Origin of the sequence: Agrobacterium sp. rho-13.3 (assembly GCF_033957765.2) — a bacterium.
Taxonomy (GTDB): Bacteria; Pseudomonadota; Alphaproteobacteria; order Rhizobiales; family Rhizobiaceae; genus Agrobacterium.
Genome location: NZ_CP192774.1, coordinates 2,730,928 through 2,751,432, shown reverse-complemented (window position 1 = coordinate 2,751,432; position 20,505 = coordinate 2,730,928). Strand labels below are relative to the sequence as shown.

Here is a 20,505-nt window from a genome sequence, read left to right as displayed (position 1 = left end):
ATGCTTGGCAACACAAATCACTGACCAAGACGTCACTGAAAGGAGAGCCACTGATGGCTACCGTTAAAGTCGATACATCGAATTTCCAGTCCGAAGTTCTTGATTCCGTAGAGCCTGTCGTTGTCGATTTCTGGGCTGAATGGTGCGGCCCGTGCAAGATGATTGCCCCCAGCCTTGAAGAAATCTCCACCGAACTTGCTGGCAAGGTGAAGGTCGTCAAGCTTAACATCGACGAAAACCCGGAGCTTGCAGCGCAGTTCGGCGTTCGTTCCATTCCAACGCTTGCCATGTTCAAGGGCGGCGAAGTGGCAGACATCAAGGTCGGCGCAGCCCCTAAGACCGCGCTTTCGGCCTGGATTTCCAGCGCCGCTTGATTGAGTGTTGATACAGAATGAGAAAAGCCTCGGAACGATCCGGGGCTTTTTCTTTTTGAGCGATGACCACCCACTCGACGTCATGCTCGGGCTTGTCCCGAGCATCTGCTACGTCGAAATTTTCGAGACGTGATTAGATCCTAGGGACAAGCCCTAGGATGACGAAGGAGAGGTGGGAAGTCGCTTGCGACACCCGCCAATTATCAATTTACTTCGGAACAGTCCCGTTCAACGCCAGAGCATTGCCCGCCAGATACAGCGAACCGCCAATCAAAATACGCGGCGCAGGTTTTCCCGGCACCAGACGCTTTGCCAGCTCGTCCAACGCCTCTTCAATCGATGATGTCGGTGCCGCAACAAGCCCCGCATCGAACACAGCGTGCGCCAGCACCACCGGATCAATCGCGGCATCCGTGCCGTGGATTGGCACCGTGAAGACATATTCGGCGATATCGGCAAACGCTTTGAAATAACCGACCTGATCTTTGGTATTGATCATTCCCGCAATGAGAAACAGCGGACGGGCCTGTTTTTCTTCGAAACCAGCCATGGCTTCGGCAATCACTTCACCCGCACCGGGATTATGGCCGCCATCGATCCAGATTTCGGAGCCGGCAGGTGCCAGATCGACGATGCGGCCCGTTGTGATGCGTTGCAGGCGGCCCGGCCATTCGACCGAGGCCATCGCCTTTTCGATCATCCGCTCCGTCACTTCAAAACCAGCAGCCTTTACGGCGCGAATGGCGGCGGCAGCATTGGCGAGTTGGTGGCGACCGGGAAGACGCGGCAGCGGCGCATCCACCAGACTGAATTCATCCTGATAGACCATGCGCCCGAATTCTTCATGCGCGGAAAAATCCTGCCCGTAGATGGCGGTGGGGCATTTCAAGCGTTCTGCGGTGTTCACCAGCACATCCAGAGCTGCATCATATTCCTGATGGCCGATAACAACCGGCGATCCGGCTTTCATGATGCCCGCCTTCTCCGCAGCAATCAGCTCCACCTTGTCGCCCAGATAAGCCTGATGATCGAGCGAAATGGGCATGATCACCGAAACAGCGGGGTTGGTGATGACATTGGTGGCATCGAAACGCCCACCCAGCCCAACTTCCAGAATGGCGACATCGGCGGGATGTTCGGCAAACAGAACAAAGGTCACTGCGGTCAGGATTTCGAAAACGGTAATCATCTGGCCGTCATTAGCAACCTCGACCCGTTCCAGCGCATTGGCCAGAACCGCATCTTCGACATAACGGCCCTTTTCGCCGCTGATGCCGATGCGATACCGCTCATACCAATTGACGAGGTGTGGAGAGGTGTGGACATGCACGGCAAGTCCAGCGGCCTCCAACAGAGCACGGCTGAACGCCGTGACGGAGCCTTTGCCATTGGTGCCGGCCACATGAATGACCGGCGGCAATTTTTTATGCGGATCGCCGAGCTTTTCTAGGAGACGCGTGATCCGGTCGAGCGAAAGATCAAAGCCTTTTGGGTGGAGACCAAACAATCTTTCGATGATCCGGTCGGCCTCGCTCGTTACCGGGTTTGTCATATCCACCACCTACCCCCTACCGTCTCGTTAGGCCGAAGCAGCCACCGGTACAATTTTAGAAGATGTTCCGGCCGGTGTCTTCGTCATAATTTTCAAAAGGCTTGCCAGCGTATCGGGAATTTCATGACGACTGATGACCATATCGACCATGCCGTGATCGAACAGATATTCCGATGTCTGGAAACCCTCGGGCAGCTTTTCACGGATCGTCTGTTCGATGACGCGCTTGCCTGCAAAGCAGATTTCAGCGCCTGGTTCGGCCATGTGGACATCGCCCAGCATGGCGTAAGAGGCCGTCACGCCGCCCGTTGTCGGGTTGGTCAGCACGACGACATAGGGCATGCCCGCTTCTTTGAGCATGTTGACCGCAACCGTGGTGCGCGGCAGTTGCATCAGGGACAAGATGCCTTCCTGCATACGCGCGCCACCGGAGGCCGGGAACATGACCACCGGGCAATGCTCGGAAATAGCGCGCTCGAATGCCTTAACGATGGCTTCACCGGCCGCAATGCCCAGCGAACCGCCCATGAACTGAAACTCATGAACGATGGCAACGATCTTCAGGCCCTGCAACTTGCCAACGCCCGCAAGGATCGTGTCTTCCTGCTCGGTCTTGGCACGGCTGTCACGCAGGCGGTCGGTATATTTCTTGGAATCGCGAAACTTCAGCGGGTCCTGAGCGACCTTGGGCTGCTGTAGCGCTTCATAAACGCCGCCATCAAACAGGTCTTCGAGACGCGCTTTTGCCGGCATCTTCATATGAAAACCGGAGGCCGGAATGACCCATTTGTTGTCTTCCAGATCCTTGTGGAAGACCATTTCCCCCGTTTCCGGGCACTTGATCCATAGGTTTTCCGGCGTTTCGCGGCGGCCAAGCATGGAGTTGATCCGAGGCCGTACGTAGTTGGTGATCCAGTTCACTTCAAATACTCCTGACTATCTGCGCTGAACCGAGACTTATTCGGCAGCGGCAAGACGTGATGCACGCACGCCTGTTGAAAGTCCCTTTACCAGCGTTGTGACCGAGGGAACAGTATCATTCGTGGCTTTGCCGTCTTTGGTAAGGCTTCCGGCAATCTGGTTGACGATAACCGAGCCCACCACCACGCCATCGGCAACCGCACCGATTGCATGCGCATGATCCGCCGTCTTGATACCGAAACCGACGCAGACCGGCAGGCCCGTGTGGGCCTTGATACGCGCAACCGCACCGGAGATTGTCGACGGGTCCGGCAAGGCCGAACCGGTAATGCCGTTCATGGAAACATAATATACGAAGCCCGAGGTGTTTTTGAGAACCGCAGGCAGACGCTTTTCGTCGGTGGTCGGTGTTGCGAGACGAATGAAATTAATGCCACGGTTCAGAGCCGGAACGCAAAGCTCATCATCCATCTCAGGCGGAAGATCGACAACGATCAGTCCATCGATGCCGGACGCCAAAACATCGTCGAGAAACTTTTCGACGCCATAGATATAAATGGGATTGTAATATCCCATCAACACGATCGGAGTGGCGTCGTCCTGCTTGCGGAATTCCGTTGCAAGAGCAAGCGTTGTCTTCAGCGTCTGTCCGCCCTTCAACGCCCGTTGGCCAGCCAGTTGCACTGCCGGACCATCTGCCATGGGGTCGGAAAACGGCATACCCAGTTCGATTACATCAGACCCTGCCGCTGGCAGCGCTTTCATGATGTTAAGGGAGGTCTCAAAATCCGGGTCGCCACCCATCAGATAGGTAATCAGAGCCGGGCGATTTTCAGCGCGCAGATCGGCAAAGCGCTTGTCCATACGTGCTGTCATGATTATTCACCCATTCCCAGAAGCTTGGCGACTGTGAAAATATCCTTGTCGCCGCGACCGGACAGGTTCATCAGAATGATCTCGTCCTTGCCCATTGTCGGGGCGCGCTTGATGACTTCGGCCAGCGCGTGGCTCGGTTCCAGCGCGGGGATGATGCCTTCAAGACGGGTCAGCGTCTGGAATGCTTCCAGCGCTTCATGGTCCATGATCGGCACATATTCGACACGACCGATATCGCTCAGCCATGAATGTTCCGGGCCAATGCCGGGATAATCGAGGCCGGCGGAAATGGAATGGCCTTCCTTGATCTGGCCATCCTCATCCTGAAGCAGATAGGTGCGGTTGCCGTGCAGAACGCCGGGCGAACCTGCGGTAATCGAAGCGCAATGCTCTTCACCGGACAGACCTCTACCGCCCGCTTCCACGCCAACGATCTTGACGCTTTCGTCATCCAGGAACGGGTGGAAAATGCCGATGGCGTTCGATCCACCACCGACAGCTGCAATCACCAGATCCGGCAATCGGCCTTCGGCCTCCAGCATCTGCACCTTGGCTTCTTCACCAATCACGGCCTGAAAATCACGAACCATTTCCGGGTAAGGATGCGGGCCGGCAGCGGTGCCGATCAGATAATAGGTGTCATCGACATTGGTGACCCAATCCCGCAGCGCCTCGTTCATGGCGTCTTTCAGAGTGCCGTGGCCAGCCGTAACCGGCACGACTTCGGCACCCAGAAGCTTCATGCGGAACACGTTGGGTGCCTGACGCTCCACATCGGTCGCGCCCATATAGACGACACAAGGCAGGCCGAAGCGGGCCGCAACGGTGGCAGAGGCGACGCCGTGCTGGCCAGCGCCGGTTTCAGCAATGATGCGGGTCTTGCCCATGCGCTTGGCAAGCAGGATCTGGCCAAGACAATTGTTGATCTTGTGCGAACCGGTGTGGTTCAGCTCTTCGCGTTTGAAATAAATCTTCGCGCCGCCAAGTTCCTCGGTCAGCCGTTCGGCAAAATACAGCGGGCTGGGGCGGCCTGTGTAATGCGCGCCCAGATATTTCAGCTCAGCCTGGAATTCAGGATCGTTCTTCGCCTTTTCCCATTCCGCTTGCAGTTCAAGAATAAGCGGCATCAGTGTTTCGGCAACGAAGCGACCTCCGTAAATGCCAAAGCGGCCGTCCTCATCGGGACCGGCACGGAACGAGTTGGGTTTCAGCGTTTCGTTCACTCTCAAACTCCCTGCGGCCTTGGCGACCGAACCGCATCGAAAAATGCGTCGATCATCGCCAGATCCTTGATACCCGGTGCGCTTTCCACACCGGAAGATACATCTATTCCCCTCGCCCCGGTTTCAGCCAAGGCCTCGACAATATTGTCTTTGTTCAATCCCCCGGAAAGCATGTAATCCACGCCTTCGTCAAGGGTGCGAAGCAAGGTCCAGTCGAAGGAAACACCATTGCCGCCGGGAAGGTCTGAACCGGCTGGCGGTTTGGCATCGAATAAAAACGTGTCGGCAATGCCAATATAGGGATCAATCTTGGCAAGATCATCGCCATCGCGAATAGAAAATGCCTTCATGACCGGCAGACCGTAAATTGCTTTGACGTTCAGCACCCGCTCCGGGCTTTCGCTGCCGTGCAATTGCAGAATGTCAGGTTTCAGCAGATCGATGATCTCATCAAGCTCGTCATTGTCCGCATTCACTGTGACAGCCACGATCTTGACGCTGCCGCGCACGGCATCGGCCAGCTTGCCGGCAATGTCGGGTTCGATGTTGCGCGGGCTTTTTTCAAAGAAAATAAAGCCAATATGGCTCGCGCCACGACGAACGGCGCGTTCAATCGCTTCCGGCGATGTCAATCCGCAAATCTTGATATCCGGTTTCATAGGTTGGGAGGTGCCATGAAATAAGCCGTGAGTCGAGCCAAATCGCAAATCGTGCGCCTTAACAAAATGTTTCACGTGAATCCAAAACCGACAGGTCGTTAAGGTTCAGCCAAAATCGATGGCGTGAAGTTGCGATCCATTGCATTTCAACCAGGCTTTAGACACTTCCATATCCGGGCAAAGCTTCTCGCACAGCGCCCAGAATTTCGGGCCGTGGTTCATCTCGCGCAGATGCGCGACCTCGTGCGCGGCCAAATAATCGATGACACTTTCCGGTGCCATGACGATCCTCCAGGAGAAACTCAAATTGCCCTCATGAGAGCAAGAACCCCAACGGCTGCGGGTGTCTTTCATGGAAATGGAACGGACCGGCTTGCCGACAGCCTTTGCATGGAAGGCAACCAGTCTCTCCAGATCGGCGCGCGCTTCTTTTTTCAAAAATGTCGCAACGCGCTTGCTGAGATTTTCCGGCAGGCCGCTGACCCGCAGAACCAACTCGCCCTCGGCAGTTTCCGCAACATGGGTCAGGCCGCGCATACTTCCGGTATGTTCAATGCGATGTGATACACCGCGAATATCAATCTTGCCGCCATCTGCTACGCTGGCGTCGTCGGAAAATTTCGATAGCTTGGCTGTCAGCCAGCCATTGTGACGCTCTAGAAAATCGTCCACGTCGCGGTGGTGCAGCCCATAAGGAATGGTCATTTTCAGCGCTTTGCCGCCCGGCTCAATCCGAAGCGTGATGCGGGTGGCGCGTTGATTTTCGCGAATGGTAATCGGCAGACTACGACCGCCGACGTCCACCAGTCGCTGCGCAGGCGCCTTCTTGACCGGCGGTGTTGATTTCAGGGTCTTTCGGAGAAGCGAAAACATCGCCTTTCATAGCGATTCGGCATTGAAAAAGCTATCCGTCTGCTCTCACGCCGATCTTTCATGTTTGCGCATGAATTGCACCATTCGCGGCACGATATCGCGGCGGAAACGGGAACCGTTGAAAACGCCGTAATGGCCCACGTCCGGCTGCATATAATGCTCCCGGTTTTCGGTCGGAATGTTCAAACAGATATCATGCGCGGCCTTGGTCTGGCCGACGCCGGAAATATCGTCGTTCTCACCCTCCACCGTAAACAGGGCCGTGTTGCGAATGGCAGACGGATCGACCGCCCTGCCCCTGTGCAACATCTGACCTCTCGGCAGCGCGTGTTCGATGAAGACGGCTTCGACCGTCTGGAGATAAAACTCCGCCGTCAGGTCCATCACGGCCAGATATTCATCGTAAAACTCGCGATGTTTTTCCGCAGAGTCCCCGTCATTCTTGACGAGGTTCAGATAGAAATCCTTATGCGCCGTCATATGCCGATCAAGGTTCATGGACATGAAGCCGGAGAGTTGGAGGAAGCCAGGATAAACGGCGCGACCAAAACCGGGCTGGGGCCACGGCACATGCATCACGGCATTATCCCGAAACCACTCAATCGGTTTTCCCTTGGCCATCTCGTTGACGGCGGTGGGGTTGATGCGTGTATCGATCGGCCCGCCCATCAACGTCATGGACGCTGGCGCAAAGGTATCGCCATCCGCTTCCATGACTGCGACAGCAGCCAGAACCGGAACCGATGGCTGGCAGACGGCAACAACATGCACGCCCTCGCCCATATGGTGCAGCATGTCGATGACGTAGGAAATGTAATCATCGAGATCGAAAGAACCGTCTGTCAGCGGCACCGTGCGTGCATCTTTCCAGTCGGTGACGTAAATCTCGGCGGATGGCAGCAGTGCCTCAACCGTGCCGCGCAGCAAGGTCGCATAATGGCCTGACATGGGAGACACCAGCAGAATGCGGGGGTCGGCCTTTCGCTCTGCCGGCAGATCACGGTTGAACCGGACGAGATTGCAGAAGGGTTTCGACCAGACGGTTTCTTCTGTCACCGCAACGGATTGATTGTCGATGATCGTCTGGGAAAGCCCGAAATCCGGCTTGCCATAACGCCGCGTCAGCCGCTCGAAAACCTCGAAGCTGGCATCCAGACTGCGCCCGAAGGCGGTGTGGGACAGCGGGTTCAGCGGATTGTTGCAGGCTTGGCGCATCATGTCCGCGCTGGCCCGCAACGGTGCCATGGCCGCATGGTTCATTTCATAAAGCTGATAAAACACGAATAAACGCCTCCCGTCGTTGATCGCAGTCTTTTTGTCATTTCCGGTAGGATAGCATCTTTTCGCAGTTGCACAAAATATGGAAAGCGCCACCGGTTTCCCGGTGGCGCTTTGTGATGGTTGAAATAACGGTCGAAACCCTCTTCGACATCCTCCTCGGGCTTGTCCCGAGATCCAATAACGTTTCCAAAGTTTCGACGGAGCAGATGCTCGGGATAAGCCCGCGCATGACGTTGAGTGTGGTCAAAGGCTGGTGGTTCTCCACCAGCGCATTACTCAAACGTCAGCAACAAAGGTCTGCTTCTGAACACCAAGACCTTCAATGCCCAGTTCCACAACATCGCCTGCCTTCAGGAAGCGCGGTGGTTTCATGCCCAGACCAACGCCGGGAGGTGTGCCGGTGGAGATGACATCGCCCGGATGCAGCGACATGAACTGGCTGAGGTATGATACGACATTGGCAACACCATAGACCATGGTTTTGCTGGAGCCGTTCTGCATGCTCTCTCCGTTGACCTTCAGCCACATGCCCAGATTTTGCGGATCAGCAACTTCATCCTTTGTCACGAGCCATGGGCCGATCGGGCCGAAGGTGTCGCAGGATTTACCCTTGGTCCACTGCCCTGCCCGCTCCGTCTGGAAAGCACGCTCGGACACATCATGGGATACGCAGTAACCGGCGACATAGTCCAGTGCGTCAGCTTCCGACACATATTTTGCGGTTTTGCCGATGATGACGCCGAGTTCGACTTCCCAATCGGTCTTTTCAGAGGTGCGGGGAATGACAACATCGTCGTTTGGTCCAACGATAGCCGAGGTGGCTTTCATGAAAATGACCGGTTCCGGCGGCACTGTTGCGCCGGTTTCCGCCGCATGATCCGAGAAGTTGAGGCCGATGCAGATGAACTTGCCCGTGCCGGCCACACACGCACCGATGCGATCTTCGCTCAAAACCGGCAGCGTAGTGAGATCGATTGCGCCGATTTTTTTCAAACCCTCCGGCGAGATCGCTTCACCGCCAATATCCTTCACATGGGCAGAAAGATCGCGAATCTTGCCGTCTGCATCGAGGATGGCTGGTTTTTCATTGCCTGGCTGGCCAACGCGCATCAGTTTCATAGGGCTCTCTCCCGGTTGTCATGCAAGATCATGCATATATGAACGAACTATTTATCCTTGTCACCCCTTGACCCTTCAAGCCAGACAAAAATACGATCCTCGCAATTGTGGCGGATCAAATAGAACGCGGCATACGTTTTCGCGGTATGCTTTGGCATGAGACAGAACAATGTTCAGGAGATGACATGACCAACACCAATTCCCGCCAGTCCGAATATCCAATCGACCCGCTGTTTCTGGATCGCTGGTCGCCGCGGGCCTTTGACGGTAAATCGATGCCGAAGGAGCATTTTCTGACCATTCTCGACGCCGCACACTGGGCACCGTCAGCCTCCAACAACCAGCCATGGCGCTTCGTTTACGCACATAAGGGCAGCCCGGACTGGGACAAGTTTGTTGGTCTCTTGATGGAAGGCAACCAGCGCTGGGCTAAAAACGCTTCCGTGCTGCTGTTCGTCCTGTCCCGCACCTATAATATTTCCAGCGATGGCGAAAAGAAACCCGCCGGCACACACTCGTTCGATGCGGGAGCTGCATGGCTATCGCTTGCCTTGCAGTCGCATTTTCTGGGATACCATGCGCATGGTATGGCCGGCATTTTCAAGGACAAGATCGTTGAAACACTGAATGTACCGGACGGTTATGTGGTTGAGGCAGCGGTTGCGATTGGTACGATTGTCGACAAGTCGACATTGCCGGATGATCTCGCCGAACGCGAGGTGCCGAGCACACGATTGCCGCTTTCAGAGGTCGCATTCGAGGGGAGTTTTACGGGTAAGGCGGATTGAGGCTGTAAAAAACAAAGCCCGAAAACCTCTCCTCCGTCATCCTCGGGCCTGTCCCGAGGATCCAATCACGTCTCCAAAACTTCGACGTAGCAGATACTCGGGACAAGCCCGAGCATGACGCCGAGTGGGTAGAGATGCCGAATTCCTCAAAGACAAAAGGCCTGGCGGATCATCTCCACCAGGCCTTTTCTTAATATAACGTTTCACGTGAATCGTCTTATCCGACCATCAAGAGATCAAAATCAGAAGTCGAGGTTGGCCACATTCAGCGCGTTCTCCTGAATGAAATCGCGGCGTGGTTCCACCTCATCACCCATCAAACGAGCGAACAGGCTGTCGGCATCGGTCGCGTCAGGAATTCTCACCTGAAGCAGCGAACGGACATTAGCGTCCAGTGTGGTTTCCCACAGCTGCTCGGCATTCATTTCACCCAAGCCCTTATAACGCTGCATCGACAGACCCTTGCGGCCTGCCGCAAAAATCGCGTCGAGCAGAGCGCGCGGGCCGGAAATCGGCAGCGTACCGTCCTTGCGCTGAAGCACTGGCGAGGTAGTGTAGACATCGCCCATACGAGAGGTGAGTTGATCGATATGACGCACATCGGATGAACCGAGCAGGCCCATATCCAGCGTCGACACTTCCTTTACGCCGCGCACCATGCGCGAGAAACGAAGGCCGCCGTCTGGCATCACTTCACCAGACCAGCCGCGTTCCGTTTCATCGGCAATCATGTCCAGACGACGCGCCACTTCGGCAATGGTCGAAACGGCCTTGGTTGGATCGGCGGACAGTTCCGGGTTCAGCACGCCAGCAATCGCCGCCTGTTCTACGACGGAGCGATTGTAACGGGAGTGGAGATTGTCGATCAGCGAACGCAGCTTCAAGGCGTCGACGATGACGCCTCTCAAATCTTCGCCAACGCGGACTTCACCGGTGCCCAATGTCAACGACGCCTCTTCGATACCCATGGAAATCAGGTATTCTTCCAGCGCCTTTTCATCCTTCAGATACTGCACGGACTTGCCGCGCGTCACCTTATAGAGCGGTGGCTGGGCAATGTAGAGATGGCCGCGTTCGATCAGCTCCGGCATCTGGCGGAAGAAGAACGTCAGCAGCAATGTGCGAATATGCGCGCCGTCCACGTCAGCATCGGTCATGATGATGATCTTGTGGTAGCGCAGCTTGTCGGCGTTGAACTCGTCCTTGCCGATGGATGTGCCGAGCGCGGTAATCAGCGTGCCGATTTCCTGGCTGGACAACATCTTGTCGAAACGGGCGCGTTCCACGTTCAGGATTTTACCGCGCAGTGGCAGAATGGCCTGCGTTTCTCGCGAACGACCCTGCTTGGCAGAACCGCCAGCCGAGTCACCCTCGACGAGAAAGACTTCGGATTTGGCCGGATCACGCTCGGAGCAGTCAGCCAGTTTACCCGGCAGCGATGCAATATCGAGAGCGCCCTTACGACGGGTCAATTCACGGGCTTTTCTGGCGGCTTCACGGGCAATCGCGGCCTCAACCACTTTACCGACGAGGATTTTTGCCTCGGTCGGGTGCTCTTCAAACCATGTGCTCAAAGCTTCGTTGACGAGGTTTTCAACAACCGGGCGCACTTCGGATGAAACCAGCTTGTCCTTGGTCTGCGACGAGAATTTTGGATCCGGAACCTTGACCGAAAGAACGGCCGTCAGACCTTCGCGGCAGTCTTCACCCTGAAGCGAGACCTTTTCTCGTTTCGTGATGCCGGAGCTATCGGCATAGGACGTGACCTGACGCGTCAGCGCGCCACGGAAACCGGCCATATGCGTGCCACCATCGCGCTGCGGAATGTTGTTGGTGAAGCACAGCATGTTCTCGTGGTAGCTATCGTTCCACCACATGGCCACTTCAACGGTGATGCCGTCTTTTTCGCCAATGATGTAGACGGGCTTATCCACCAGCGGCTTCTTAGACCGGTCCAGATAACGCACGAAGGCTTCCAGACCGCCATCATAGAGCATCTCTTCCTGCTTGATGTCGGAATGGCGCTTGTCGGTCAATAAGATGCGGACGCCGGAATTGAGGAAGGCGAGTTCGCGCAACCGGTGTTCCAGCGTCGCATAGGTGTATTCGGTCATGGTGAAGGTTTCGGTGCTGGCAAGGAAGGTGACTTCCGTGCCCGAACGTCCCTCATACTCGCCAACCACCTGCAACGGGCCATCGGCCACGCCGTGCGTGAAGGAGATTTCGTGGATTTTGCCATTGCGGCGAATGCGCAGTTTCAGCCAGACCGAAAGCGCGTTGACCACCGAGACGCCCACGCCATGCAGACCTCCAGACACCTTATAGGAGTTCTGGTCGAATTTGCCGCCCGCGTGAAGCTGCGTCATGATGACTTCGGCAGCGGAAACGCCCTCGCCGGTGTGAATATCCGTCGGAATGCCACGACCATTATCGGTGACAGAGACCGAACCATCGGCATTCAGCGTCACGGTCACAAGGTCGGCATGTCCCGCCAGCGCCTCATCGATGGCGTTGTCCACCACCTCATAGACCATGTGGTGCAGACCAGAACCATCGTCGGTATCACCGATATACATGCCGGGACGTTTGCGAACCGCATCAAGCCCCTTGAGAACCTTGATCGAATCGGCTCCATAGGCTGCACTGGCGGCGTTTTCGCTCGACGTAGTTTCAGTCATAAGCACTCTTTCCAAATGTGTCTGTCACAGCACGCTCTAAATAGAGCAGCCAGGCCAGCGAATCACTTTTAATCTGACGTGAGACTATAGAAATTCCGCCCCGATATCCAAAGTCCGCAAGCACCAAAACCCTGCACAAAGCAGGGGATAGCGCGGGTTTCAATCGCAAGAACGGCTTTTTTGCAGCACGGCTGCCAATTCATCTATCACAGTTGGCGACAGCTTGCGAATGTCCCGCGCCAATCCGTTGGCAAAAGCCGTATATTCTTTCGGCAAACCGGCCGTATCCACTACCACACGCGGGGCAGATGCACCCGCGAGGCTGAACAACTCCTCCGCCTCGTCCCAGATGATGTTAAAATACCCGGCTATGCGCTGGAGAAGATCAAAGCTCGGCTTGCCGCGTTTGCCATGTTCCAGCGCCGAGAGATACGCAGGCGACACGCCGATAGCCAAGGCCATCTGTTTTTGCGTCACACCCTTTTTTTCGCGCAGAACCCGCAAGGCTTCGGCAAAAGGCGTCATGCTTTTTCTCCTCGCCGCCGGGACAGTCGCACATACAGCGCGCCATCTCCGCCATGGTTCATCGAGGCGTCTTCATAAGACGAGATGAGATAGCGATATTCAGGCTTGGAAAACCACAGCGGCACGGCCCGTTTCAAGGCGCCGTCGCTGCCCATGGAGCGCCCCTTGCCGGTAATGACCAGAACATGCCGCAAGCCGCGCTCATGGGCGCGAATGAGGAAATCGAGAAGCACGGAATGCGCTTCGCTCTGGAACATGCCATGCAGATCGATCCGCGCTTCTAGCGGCAACCGCCCACGGGTCAGCTTGCGTTTGACCGGCTTTTCCAGCGGGTTGTGAAAACGTTTCTTATCCGTCTCGGTAGGCTGAGATGGCGATACGGTTTCAATAATCATTTGCGGGAATGGCGGAATGGATTTGGCCGGTTTTGCGTCCGGCACCATCATCTCGACCTCGGCCTCCAGCGCTTCAAAGGTAAGCAGATCTTCCACGCGACCGGAAATCAACCGCGTCGTTTTGGCAACCTTGCCCCACAGAATGCGCTCGTCCTTGCCGAGTTTGCGGCCACCCTTCATCACCGATACCTTTCCGCTGCCCCACGCGGTATCAGTATATAAAAATCTGCCACGTTGCGCACCGTGCCAGCCAGTTCTCCAGCTTCATCGCCAGAGCCGGTAAAAATATCACCCCGCGCCGGTCCGACGATGGCCGATCCGGTGTCCAGCGCCAACATCAGCCTGCCGAACGGTTGACCTTGATCGAGGTGCGTCAGACTTGCCGAGCTGATATAAAACGGAAATCCGAATGTGTGGATCAGCCGATCCACCGCCAGCGACCGGCCAGCGATCAGCGGAACCTTGGCGGCAGCAATTGGCCCCAGCTCCAAACCCTCAACGTCGGCTTCGCGGAAAAAGATATAGGAGCGATTGTGCCACAGCACCTCATCCACCTGCTCCGGGTGGTCGTTAAGCCATGCACGGATGGTCTGCATGGAAATGGTGGTGGGGTCGAGTTCGCCGCGGTCCAGCAGCAGACGTCCTATCGCCGAAAACTGGTGGCCAGCTTTTGCCGCATAAGTAACGCGCTTAACAGCGCCATCGGCAAAACGAAGGCGTGCGGCGCCCTGCACATGCACGAAGAACAGATCGACCTTGGATTTGGCCCAGGCAATTTCCAGACCCCGGCCATCCAGATAGCCGCGGTCGATCTCGCCTCTATCGGGATACGTGCTGATCGCGCCATCCCGGTTCAAACCGAAGGCATAATAGGGATCGATATCGGCTGGTCTGTTGCTGTCATCCAGATCGATCAAATCAGCTGGGCGGCGATAGATGGGGTATTTCCAGATATCGTCTGGCGTCGCGGAGACTTCCAGTTCCGGCTCATAAAAGGCGGTGACGAAGCCCTGTTTGCCGGAGGCGATTGATATTTTGAAGGGAAGACAGTGCTGTTCAAAAAATTGGCGGGCAATCTCTGCGCCCGCCAGTTCATAGTTTTCTGCCTTTTCCAGCAGCGGCGCCAGATCATCCGCCGTCAGCCCAAGCGCGCCGGTTCGGTAAGGCTTGCTGCCCTGCAAATGAGCGAGGACGGATCGGAGCGCCGGAAAAAGCTGCGATGGGTCATCCGCCTGCCATCCGGGCAGTTCATCGAACGACACTTCGCTAAGGTCGAAATCCTGCCCGGTCGTGCTCATTGCTCGGATTCGGTTGCAATTAGTTTCCAGTTTGGATCGCGCGAGCGGATATCACGCGAGAAGGTCCAGATGTCGTCGACATCGGATACATTCTCCGCATCGCCATCGATCAGCTTGCCGTCCTTGTCGTAGGTGGCGGAAATCAGCTGGCTGAGAATGCGCAGAGTGATCTGCTCTTCGGAGTCACGAATGCTGGCATGGGTGATATCGATTTTCTCGGTGCCGACAAAGGTGGACTTGACCACTTCACCACGGCTTTCGCGGTCCGTAATGGCCGCATCGAAGCCTTCATACACGTCCTTGGACAGCAGGTTCTTCAGGCTGTTGCGATCACCGTCCGCAAAGGCCGTGACGATCATCTCGTAAGCCATACGCGCACCGTTCAAAAATTCCTTCGGGCGGAATGTCGGATCGGTCTTGACCAGTTCACGCAGGGAATCGTTCAGCGCAGTACCCGCCGGTGCAACGGCATCGATTTCCGCAAACTGATTTTCCTCTTCACCATCGCCACGACGCGGCAAGGTAACGACCTTGTTATCATCGGAGGATGGAGATTTTACCGCATCACGCGGGCTGTAGGGGTCAACCGGGGGCTTTTCATTGCCGGTACGGCGGCCAAGAACACTGCGGAGCTGAAGAAAAATCAGCACTGCCGCCACGAGAAAAAACAATGTTATAAAGTCGCTTGAGCCCATCTTTTACCGAAACCGCCATTTAAATTCAATTTTCTACACATCATATAGTCTGCATCTGCCCATCATTCAAACGTGCAGATGCAATCGCCGATGCTTAAAGACCGGCATTTGCGCGAAATCACAACACGCAAGGCTGGAATTATGCGTTTCTCATTCTTACCCGTCATCATTCTTTTGATCCCCATTCTGGAAATCGCCGGTTTTATCATCGTCGGCAAGGCGCTGGGATTGTGGCTGACTCTGGCGCTCATCCTGTTCACCTCTTTCCTCGGTCTGGTCATTCTCAGATCCGGCGGTCTTGGCATGGTGCGCAATCTTCAAAACGCCAGTCGCACCGGCGCTGAACCGGCAGAAGCAATCATCAATGGCGGTATGCGCGTCATCGCCGGCATCCTGCTGTTTCTCCCCGGCTTTATTACAGATGCCATCGGCTTGGTTCTGCTGGTTCCGGGTTTCAGAAAATTGATCTGGAGCGCCATCGGCCCGCGCATCGTCGTTGCCGGTTCTTTCAACGGCAGAGGCAATGGACAGGATTTTCGCCCCGGCCCGCAAAGTGATGCATCCTCAAAGGTTGTTGATCTGGACGACGATGATTTTCACCGCGACAGTCCAAAAAACTCGCCGTGGTCCGCTAATAATGATGATCGCAATCTGCCCAAACCATAGCCAAGACCCTTCATATCGAAGGGTTGTAAGCCTATTGTCTAGATGATAGACGGGCTTCCACAAATTCAATCCGCGAGGACATACTATGACCAGTGAAAATGGTGCGCAGGGCGGTGCCAACCCTTCTTTGAATATTCTGACCCAATACACAAAGGACTTGTCGTTCGAAAACCCGGGCGCTCCTAAGTCGCTTCAGGCCCGCGAAGGCGCGCCAGCCATCAACATCAATGTCAACGTCAATGCGAACCCGATTTCCGGTTCTGACTTCGACGTGGTTTTGACGCTGAATGCTGAAGCCAAGGATGGCGACAAGGTTCTGTTCGTAGCCGAACTGGTCTATGGCGGCGTTTTCCGCATCACCGGTTTCCCGCAGGAGCATATGCTGCCGGTTCTCTTCATCGAGTGCCCGCGCCTGCTGTTCCCCTTTGCACGCCAGATCATCGCAGACGTCACCCGCAACGGCGGCTTCCCGCCATTGATGATCGACCCGATCGATTTCTCGCAGATGTTTGCGCAGCGCGTGGCCGAAGAACAGGCCCGTTCGCAGGTTCAGGCCGTACCGAACTGATTTGCGTAAAAATTGATGAGATGAAGAACCCGGGTCAAAAGCCCGGGTTTATTTCTGGGTGGAATTTTTGTTGGAAGCGGTCAACGTTACCGACATCCCTCCCCTACACCCTCAACGTCATGCTCGGGCTTGTCGCGAGCATCTGCCAGGTTGAAATTTTGGAGACGTGATTAGAGGTCGATGGACTTTTAAAAAATCACCCAATTCCTTTGATCCCTACTGCCGATACTTATTCCAGATCGCCTTATCACCCATAGCCAGAACCAGTTTCCCATGCGCGGCGGCCGCCTCTGGGTCCAGTCTGGACGGTAGAGGATTGGTTCGGCTCAGAGCTTCAAGCGGCACATCGTCTTCATCTATCTCTGTTACCTGCGACTTCGCAGCACTTCCAAAACCCAGCGCCGTCTGGCGGCCGCCTATCATCTCAATATAGACTTCGGCCAGAAGTTCGGAGTCGAGCAGTGCGCCGTGCTTCGTGCGGTGGGAGTTGTCGATGCCATATCTGCGGCACAGCGCGTCAAGCGAGTTCGGACCCATCGGGTTTTTACGGCGGGCCAGTGAGAGCGTATCCGTCACCCATTCCGGCGATACCGGTTCGATCCCGAGCCGGGCAAATTCCGCATTGATAAAGCCCATATCGAAAGTGGCATTGTGGGCGACCCAACGTGCGCCTTCAAAAAACTGGCGTATTTCATCCACCACGTCGGCAAATTTCGGCTTATCCCGCAAAAAATCGTCGGTAATACCGTGCACGGCCAATGCGTCCGGGTGAACCTTGCGGTCGGCGGGATTGATATAGATGTGAATGGTGCGGCCGGTTGGAAAATGGTTCATCAACTCGATACCACCGATTTCGATGATACGATCAACCTTCGACTCCAGACCTGTCGTTTCCGTATCGAATATGATCTCACGCATTTTCATGCTTTCCTTTTTCACCCGCCCGCAACGCGGCAAGCACCGCCTGCACCTGAGCACGAGCCCGTTCAAGTCCTTGGCCGGTATCAATTACGAAATCGGCACGTTGTCTTTTTTCCGGATCCGGCATTTGCCGCGCAAGGATCATATCCAGTTTTTCTGCCGTCATGCCAGGACGCGATAAAACCCGCCGCCTCTGAATTTCTGCCGAACAACTGACAACGACCACGGTGTCGACGCGGCTTTCAGCGCCCGTTTCATAGAGCAATGGTATATCGAGAAGCGCAAATTCCGCGCCGCGCTGGCGCTGCGCTACCAGAAACTCGTTCTGTTTCTGCTGCACCAGCGGATGCACGATCTTTTCCAGCTTGGAAAAATTAGCCGGATTCTGACGCAGGATTTCACCGAGCTTCTGCCGGTTCACCTGCCCGTTGTCCGTCGTGCCCGCAAAGCCCTGTTCGATCAGGGGCACCGCTTCATTCTCATAAAGCTGATGAACCACAGCATCAGAATCGCAGGTCGCCACGCCCGCATCGGCAAACAGTGCCGAGGTGGTGGACTTGCCCATGCCAATCGATCCTGTGAGGCCGATGGTGATCATCAATGTTTGTCCATGTCCGCGATGATCAAAGCTCTCAATTCTTCATCCACTTCCGGTTTTTGACCAAACCATTTCTCAAAGCCGGGCCTGGCTTGATGCAACAACATGCCCAAACCATCGACAGTCGCAAAACCCTGCTGTTCTGCCATTGTCAGGATCGGCGTTTTAAGCGGCACATACACAATATCGGTGACGACAGCATCGCTCGATAGTGGCGAAAAGTCGATATCTGGCGCATCGCTGCCATCCATGCCCAAAGACGTTGTGTTCACGAACAGTCCAGCACCAGACGAGACCTCATGCAGCGCGTGCATAGGATGGGCAAAAACATGTTTGCCGAACCGGTCGCTCAGTTCCCTCGCCCGTTCCAGGGTGCGATTGACGACATGGATTTCCGCAATGCCACGATCACGCAACGCCTGAATGATCGCCCGGCTTGCGCCGCCAGCACCCAGCACCACGGCACTGCCCCTCTTATCCCAGCCGGGATGACGCGCATCGAGGTTGGACACGAAACCATAACCATCTGTGTTGGTGGCATGAAGCACACCATCCTCCAGCCAGACGGTGTTTGCCGCACCGAGTTCTTCCGCTATTTCATCGGGCCTATCTGCCAATCGGTAGGCGGATTCCTTATGTGGAATTGTGACGTTGCCGCCAATAAAAGCGGCGTCATTTCCAGACTTGAGTTCGGCAATAAAACGCTGGAAATTGTCAGGCGCCACTTCTACCGCTTGATAAAAACCGTCAATGCCAAATGTTTTCAGCCAGTGCCCATGAATGATGGGCGAGCGGGAATGCGCGATTGGATGACCGGCGACGAAGGCCTTTTTGGTTAATGTTTCACGTGAATCAGCCATCGATCAGGTCCAGGTCGCGAAGTTTCGTTAAGAGTTGCAGCAATGGCAGGCCCAATATGGTGAAATAGTCACCCTCAATCGCAGTGAAGAGTTGAATACCCTCGCCTTCCAATTGGTAGGCACCGACGCTGGAGAGCACCTTTGGACCCACTCGCTCCAGATGCCGATCCACAAATTCCGCATTCAGATCACGAACGGTCAGATCGGCAATCGTCACGATCTCCCACAAGACCTCACCATTTTTCACCAATGCCGCGCCGCAATTGAGCCGATGGGTTTTCCCGGAGAGCGACATAAGATTGCTATGCGCTTCCGCCATATCCTTCGGCTTGTGATAAATTGTGGTTCCAAGCGACATCGTCTGATCGCAGCCCAGTACAATCGCGTCGGGTCTCGTCGCACTCACGGCCAGCGCTTTGGCCTTGGCCAGTTCAACCGCAATCCTGTCCGGGGTGGACCCATCCTTTTCAAGCTGCGCATCGATAGCGCGCTCGTCGATATCCGCAGGCTCAGCGGAAAAGCTCAAACCTGCATTGCGCATCAGCATCTGGCGAGATGCGCTTGACGAGGCGAGGATAAGGTCAGGTTTCATGGCAAACACCGTTTCCGAACAGGAGAACTGCCGGATTACCGTGTCCGTTGCCGAAGAGCAAGAATGGCCGCCGCCGTCTCTTCAATCGAGCGCCGTGTGACATCGATCAGCGGCCAGTTGTTGCGGGCGCACAAGGCGCGGGCATATTTCAGCTCTTCCATGATCGTTGCCCGGTCGATGTATTGGCCGCGATCAAATCCGCCGGTCGAACCGAGTTCCCGATTTTCGCGCACCTGTGATATGCGGTCGGATGTTGCCACAAGCCCGACGATCAACGGTTTGGTGGCTTTATAAAGACTGTCCGGCAAAGGCACATCAGGCACCACAGGAATATTGGCGGTCTTGATACCGCGATTGGCGAGATATATGCTAGTCGGTGTTTTGGACGTGCGACTAATGCCGATAAGGACCACATCGGCATCATCGTAACTTTCCGGCATCTGGCCGTCATCGTGATCCATCGCAAAATTCAGCGCTTCGATACGGTTGAAATAATCCGCATTCAACGCATGTTGCGCGCCCACCCGGCGGCGCGATTCCGTGCCGAGATAGGTCTGGAAAATGCCGATCACCGGTTCCAGCACGTTGACGCAGGGAACGCCCATCGCGTGGCATTGAAGATCAAGGAAGCCAGCCAGTTGCTGATCGACAATCGTATAGAGAACAATGCCCGGTTCTTTATCGATACTGTCGATCACCTGCTGGAGCTGTTTCTGGTTGCGTATCATCGGATAAACATGTTCCAGCGGCATGGCCGCATGAAACTGCGCAGACACCGCCCTGCCCGCGGACATGAGAGTCTCACCCGTTGAGTCAGAAATCAGGTGAAGATGGAAGAAGCTTTTTGTGTTTTCCACGCTGTTTTTCGCTCCCTGTTGATAAGCCGGGACAAGTTTGGTCATTTCTCACAGCCCCGCTTGAGGTCGGGGAAAACTGCCGAGTTATCCACAAATAGCGGTTCGGTGTAGCAGCCAAAAGCCCGGCTGTGAATTGTGTGGAGAAAGATGAACTTTCAAAAACTCTTCCGTAATTTTCCACAGAGG

At 55.4% G+C, this 20,505-nt stretch carries 22 protein-coding genes; 4 read left to right on the top strand and 18 right to left on the bottom strand.

All coding sequences use genetic code 11. From position 1 onward, the window contains the following. The first annotated feature begins 53 nt into the window (after window positions 1-53). Window positions 54-374, top strand: a complete 321-nt coding sequence (trxA, locus tag RMR16_RS13350; RefSeq protein WP_320201026.1) for a thioredoxin — start codon at window positions 54-56, stop codon at window positions 372-374. A gap of 208 nt (window positions 375-582) precedes the next feature. Here trxA and RMR16_RS13345 read toward each other — a convergent pair whose 3' ends face one another. From RMR16_RS13345 to RMR16_RS13310, 8 genes are all read right to left on the bottom strand, one after another. Further along, on the bottom strand, window positions 583-1,926 hold the full coding sequence (locus tag RMR16_RS13345; protein ID WP_320201027.1) for a bifunctional folylpolyglutamate synthase/dihydrofolate synthase: 1,344 nt from the start codon (window positions 1,924-1,926) through the stop codon (window positions 583-585). 27 nt (window positions 1,927-1,953) lie between these two features. Further along, the gene (accD, locus tag RMR16_RS13340) at window positions 1,954-2,847 is read right to left on the bottom strand and encodes an acetyl-CoA carboxylase, carboxyltransferase subunit beta (protein WP_320201028.1); all 894 of its coding nucleotides are present in this window, start codon (window positions 2,845-2,847) and stop codon (window positions 1,954-1,956) included. Window positions 2,848-2,883: 36 nt separating this feature from the next. Further along, window positions 2,884-3,723 carry a tryptophan synthase subunit alpha gene (gene trpA / locus RMR16_RS13335; protein ID WP_320201029.1) on the bottom strand — a complete coding sequence of 280 codons (840 nt, stop codon included), beginning with the start codon at window positions 3,721-3,723 and terminating at the stop codon, window positions 2,884-2,886. Between the two features lie 2 nt (window positions 3,724-3,725). Then, window positions 3,726-4,946 (bottom strand): tryptophan synthase subunit beta, encoded by a 1,221-nt coding sequence (gene trpB / locus RMR16_RS13330; protein ID WP_320201030.1) that lies wholly within the window; start codon window positions 4,944-4,946, stop codon window positions 3,726-3,728. Window positions 4,947-4,948: 2 nt separating this feature from the next. Further along, complete coding sequence (locus tag RMR16_RS13325) at window positions 4,949-5,605, bottom strand: phosphoribosylanthranilate isomerase (protein WP_320201031.1); 657 nt, start codon at window positions 5,603-5,605, stop codon at window positions 4,949-4,951. A gap of 105 nt (window positions 5,606-5,710) precedes the next feature. Beyond that, entirely contained in the window at window positions 5,711-6,478 is a 768-nt protein-coding gene (locus tag RMR16_RS13320; protein ID WP_320201032.1) for a M48 family metallopeptidase, read from the bottom strand. 45 nt (window positions 6,479-6,523) lie between these two features. After that, window positions 6,524-7,759: a polyhydroxyalkanoate depolymerase gene (locus RMR16_RS13315; RefSeq protein WP_320201033.1), complete on the bottom strand. Its 1,236-nt coding sequence runs from the start codon at window positions 7,757-7,759 to the stop codon at window positions 6,524-6,526. 276 nt (window positions 7,760-8,035) lie between these two features. Continuing rightward, entirely contained in the window at window positions 8,036-8,878 is an 843-nt protein-coding gene (locus RMR16_RS13310; RefSeq protein ID WP_320201034.1) for a fumarylacetoacetate hydrolase family protein, read from the bottom strand. 185 nt (window positions 8,879-9,063) lie between these two features. Here RMR16_RS13310 and RMR16_RS13305 point away from each other — a divergent pair, with 185 nt between their 5' ends. Beyond that, window positions 9,064-9,666: a nitroreductase family protein gene (locus tag RMR16_RS13305; protein WP_320201035.1), complete on the top strand. Its 603-nt coding sequence runs from the start codon at window positions 9,064-9,066 to the stop codon at window positions 9,664-9,666. Window positions 9,667-9,908: 242 nt separating this feature from the next. Here the strand turns inward: RMR16_RS13305 and gyrB are convergent, their stop codons facing one another. From gyrB to RMR16_RS13280, 5 genes are all read right to left on the bottom strand, one after another. After that, window positions 9,909-12,344, bottom strand: coding sequence for a DNA topoisomerase (ATP-hydrolyzing) subunit B (gyrB, locus tag RMR16_RS13300; protein WP_320201036.1), 2,436 nt, complete (start codon window positions 12,342-12,344; stop codon window positions 9,909-9,911). Between the two features lie 159 nt (window positions 12,345-12,503). After that, window positions 12,504-12,869, bottom strand: coding sequence for a helix-turn-helix domain-containing protein (locus RMR16_RS13295; RefSeq protein WP_320201037.1), 366 nt, complete (start codon window positions 12,867-12,869; stop codon window positions 12,504-12,506). After that, window positions 12,866-13,444 (bottom strand): Smr/MutS family protein, encoded by a 579-nt coding sequence (locus RMR16_RS13290; protein ID WP_320201168.1) that lies wholly within the window; start codon window positions 13,442-13,444, stop codon window positions 12,866-12,868. Before RMR16_RS13290 ends, RMR16_RS13295 begins: the two co-directional genes overlap by 4 nt. Further along, the gene (gene mltA, locus RMR16_RS13285; protein ID WP_320201038.1) at window positions 13,444-14,562 is read right to left on the bottom strand and encodes a murein transglycosylase A; all 1,119 of its coding nucleotides are present in this window, start codon (window positions 14,560-14,562) and stop codon (window positions 13,444-13,446) included. The genes RMR16_RS13290 and mltA overlap by 1 nt, the downstream gene beginning before the upstream one ends. Further along, a complete protein-coding gene (locus RMR16_RS13280; RefSeq protein ID WP_320201039.1) occupies window positions 14,559-15,257 on the bottom strand; it encodes a Tim44/TimA family putative adaptor protein in 699 nt (232 codons plus the stop codon). Before RMR16_RS13280 ends, mltA begins: the two co-directional genes overlap by 4 nt. 141 nt (window positions 15,258-15,398) lie before the next feature. Between RMR16_RS13280 and RMR16_RS13275 the strand changes: the two genes are divergently transcribed. After that, the gene (locus RMR16_RS13275; RefSeq protein WP_320201040.1) at window positions 15,399-15,923 is read left to right on the top strand and encodes an FxsA family protein; all 525 of its coding nucleotides are present in this window, start codon (window positions 15,399-15,401) and stop codon (window positions 15,921-15,923) included. 85 nt (window positions 15,924-16,008) lie between these two features. Next, window positions 16,009-16,491, top strand: a complete 483-nt coding sequence (gene secB, locus RMR16_RS13270) for a protein-export chaperone SecB (RefSeq protein WP_320201041.1) — start codon at window positions 16,009-16,011, stop codon at window positions 16,489-16,491. Window positions 16,492-16,707: 216 nt separating this feature from the next. Here secB and dnaQ read toward each other — a convergent pair whose 3' ends face one another. From dnaQ to RMR16_RS13245, 5 genes are read right to left on the bottom strand one after another with little or no spacing between them, the layout of a single operon-like run. Continuing rightward, window positions 16,708-17,409, bottom strand: a complete 702-nt coding sequence (gene dnaQ, locus RMR16_RS13265; protein ID WP_320201042.1) for a DNA polymerase III subunit epsilon — start codon at window positions 17,407-17,409, stop codon at window positions 16,708-16,710. Beyond that, the gene (gene coaE / locus RMR16_RS13260; RefSeq protein ID WP_320201043.1) at window positions 17,402-18,010 is read right to left on the bottom strand and encodes a dephospho-CoA kinase; all 609 of its coding nucleotides are present in this window, start codon (window positions 18,008-18,010) and stop codon (window positions 17,402-17,404) included. Before coaE ends, dnaQ begins: the two co-directional genes overlap by 8 nt. Beyond that, window positions 18,010-18,870 (bottom strand): shikimate dehydrogenase, encoded by an 861-nt coding sequence (locus RMR16_RS13255; RefSeq protein WP_320201044.1) that lies wholly within the window; start codon window positions 18,868-18,870, stop codon window positions 18,010-18,012. Before RMR16_RS13255 ends, coaE begins: the two co-directional genes overlap by 1 nt. Then, the gene (locus RMR16_RS13250; RefSeq protein ID WP_320201045.1) at window positions 18,863-19,462 is read right to left on the bottom strand and encodes a Maf-like protein; all 600 of its coding nucleotides are present in this window, start codon (window positions 19,460-19,462) and stop codon (window positions 18,863-18,865) included. Before RMR16_RS13250 ends, RMR16_RS13255 begins: the two co-directional genes overlap by 8 nt. Window positions 19,463-19,497: 35 nt before the next feature. Next, window positions 19,498-20,319: a pyruvate, water dikinase regulatory protein gene (locus RMR16_RS13245; protein ID WP_320201169.1), complete on the bottom strand. Its 822-nt coding sequence runs from the start codon at window positions 20,317-20,319 to the stop codon at window positions 19,498-19,500. Window positions 20,320-20,505 lie beyond the last annotated feature (186 nt).